Annotated in this window: 1 protein-coding gene; it reads left to right on the forward strand. The window is 36.5% G+C overall.

Going from position 1 to position 893, the window contains the following annotated elements; genetic code table 11:
• Positions 1-350: 350 nt before the first annotated feature.
• Positions 351-632 (forward strand): hypothetical protein, encoded by a 282-nt coding sequence (locus tag HMPREF2573_RS00500; protein ID WP_226889952.1) that lies wholly within the window; start codon positions 351-353, stop codon positions 630-632.
• The last annotated feature ends 261 nt before the right edge of the window (positions 633-893 follow it).

Here is an 893-nt window from a genome sequence, read left to right on the forward strand (position 1 = left end):
AGAAGCAAAGGGGGGTTTTGTTTGGGGGTTGGTGATCAGAATATATATAGTAACCTAAATAACAACCAATAGATAGACTGACCTTATAGCACTTAATTAAATCCACTATTTTGTTATCTGTTTTTGGCCAATCGTGATGGTGCATTTACATAAATCTGACATGGGTATTCTTTGTGTTTATTTTTATTATAATTTAGGCTCTGTTATCTCAAATAATACTTTAAAAAATAAAATCAGTTTTTTATTACCATGAGTTGTGTTATATTTAATAAGTTATGATAAATAGTTAATGTAATAAAGTGATTTTAGATCTAGAAAGGGTATGACCCATAAAAAACACCAACAAAACAATGAACAACACACGGCTTGGCACAGCCATTTTATCAATACTCGTTTTATCACTATCGTGGTTGCACACCCCTGCCCATGCAGAGCCAATGGGCATATTACCAAAGGGTGAAGGCGTCATTTATCAAAATGAATTGGGTATTCAAACGGTGCGTAAAACTTTTAGCAAAGACACCCCGATGAAGTGTCATAATCACCCAAACGACATTGTTACCTTGACTGTTACCAATGGTTTGGCACAGGTTATTAAATGGTCAAGAAGCACATACGCTGTCTTCAGGTGATGTGCTTATTTTGATGGCAAGCATGACATTGAAGGCACCTTTTTAGCAACGACAATGGTGGTGGTAACCTTGGTATCCAAAGATAAAACCGCAAACAATCACTTAAAGCCAGCACATCACCATCATCATGCTCATTAAAACATACCATAAAAAACAGCAGTAAAAACACGCCAAGCTCATCAAAAGCTTGGTGTGCGTCTGTTATGACCATTTATGACTGTTTATGAGTGTTATGACCGTCATTCAACTGGCTCATCACCA

The organism is Moraxella sp. HMSC061H09 (assembly GCF_001809255.1).
Taxonomy (GTDB): Bacteria; Pseudomonadota; Gammaproteobacteria; order Pseudomonadales; family Moraxellaceae; genus Moraxella; species Moraxella catarrhalis.

Coding starts and splice junctions, on each gene's coding strand:
- HMPREF2573_RS00500 (WP_226889952.1), top strand. CDS start 351: ATGAACAACACACGGCTTGGCACAGCCATTTTATCAATACTCGTTTTA.